This window comes from Rhodococcus sp. CX (assembly GCF_015865005.1).
GTDB lineage: Bacteria > Actinomycetota > Actinomycetes > Mycobacteriales > Mycobacteriaceae > Rhodococcus.
The window spans coordinates 7,852-9,092 of sequence record NZ_JADZGH010000272.1 but is presented as its reverse complement, the minus strand read 5'-3'; the positions used below and the strand labels follow the sequence as shown (position 1 = coordinate 9,092).

The 1,241-nt window shown below is 69.3% G+C and carries 2 protein-coding genes; both read right to left on the bottom strand.

Translation table 11 applies throughout. The features are described from left to right. Nucleotides 1-42: 42 nt before the first annotated feature. On the bottom strand, nucleotides 43-531 hold the full coding sequence (locus tag I0Q12_RS34440; protein ID WP_231611770.1) for a hypothetical protein: 489 nt from the start codon (nucleotides 529-531) through the stop codon (nucleotides 43-45). Beyond that, the coding region (locus I0Q12_RS34435; protein ID WP_231611769.1) for an Hsp70 family protein at nucleotides 458-1,241 on the bottom strand (784 nt) is incomplete at its 5' end. The genes I0Q12_RS34440 and I0Q12_RS34435, both read right to left, overlap by 74 nt.

Genomic DNA, 1,241 nt, shown 5'->3' with positions numbered 1-1,241 from the left:
GTCCTGACCGCCACAAAGGCACACCGGCGGCGGAGCCGCACCTCAGCCGACGTAGCCGAGTTCCTTCAGCAGGGCCAAGCCCTGATCGGCCGTCTTGGTGGAGAACTGCATGAGCAGCCCGCGTGACTTGTCGACCACCTCGAATATCACGGTGGAGCTGTTCGGGATGTAGCCGACGATGCGGTTCCCGTCCGGCGACCCGATCGTGGTGTACGTGCCGGTCTTGTTGTCCCGCAACTCGATCAGGTGCGAACGCGCGTACCGGTCGTCCCGCCACGCGGTGACACCGAGATACTCGTTGGCCTTCATGCCGATCGTCTTGCCGAGGTTCGAGTTCACGTTGATCAGGCAACGCACCTGCAGTGCCGAGCTGTCGGGTGCGAAGCCGGACTTCTCACACGCCGTCGACGACGTGATCAGTTTCGCCGGCAGCAGAGTGGTCACGTCGTCGGTGGATTCACTGATGAACGTCGAATCCGCGGTGGCGGCCGGAGCGGAGCCGTCCAGCGGATCGGTGCTGTTGATCGCCACGGCGGCACCGGACTGCGGCGCGGCCGCGGCTGTGGAGCCCGTATCCGGGCGGGTGATGAAGAAGAACGCACCGGCAGCGACGAGTACCGCGGCGACCGCCGCACCCGCGATCGCCGGCGTCGTGCGCGACTTCCGCGGCGCGGCGGCGGCAGCGGACGACGGAGCGAAGGAAGCGCCGGGAATTCCGGGCGACGACGGTTTTCGGGTCGTCGAGGGTGGCGATCGGGCCGAGTTCGGCCAGGCGCCGGTGCACATACGGGATCCGGGAGGAGCCGCCCGTCAGATACAGCGCCTGCAACCGGCCGCGGTCGATCCCGGCCTCGCGCAGCACCGTCGCGGCCAGCTGCACCCCGCGGCCGATCTGCGGTTCGATCAGCTGCTCGAACTCCTCCCGGGTCAGGGTCAGGGTCAGGTCGGCGCCGTGGCCGGTCACCCGGATCGTCGCCGACGGGGCGTCGGAGAGCAGTTCCTTGGCGCGGCGGATCTGATCGTCGAGGGTGCGGCGGGCATCGAGCCCGGCGGGGCTGCGCAGCCACGCCACCAGCTGCGGGTTCTCGTCGGCCAGGTGCTGCTCGACCCAGCGCGAGATGGTGGCGTCGAGGTTCTTGCCGCCCAGGGCGGTGTCGCCGCCGGCGCGCAGCACCTCGAAGGTCCATTCGTCGGTGGCGGTGAGCACCGCGACGTCGCAGGTGCCGCCACCGAAGTCGAAG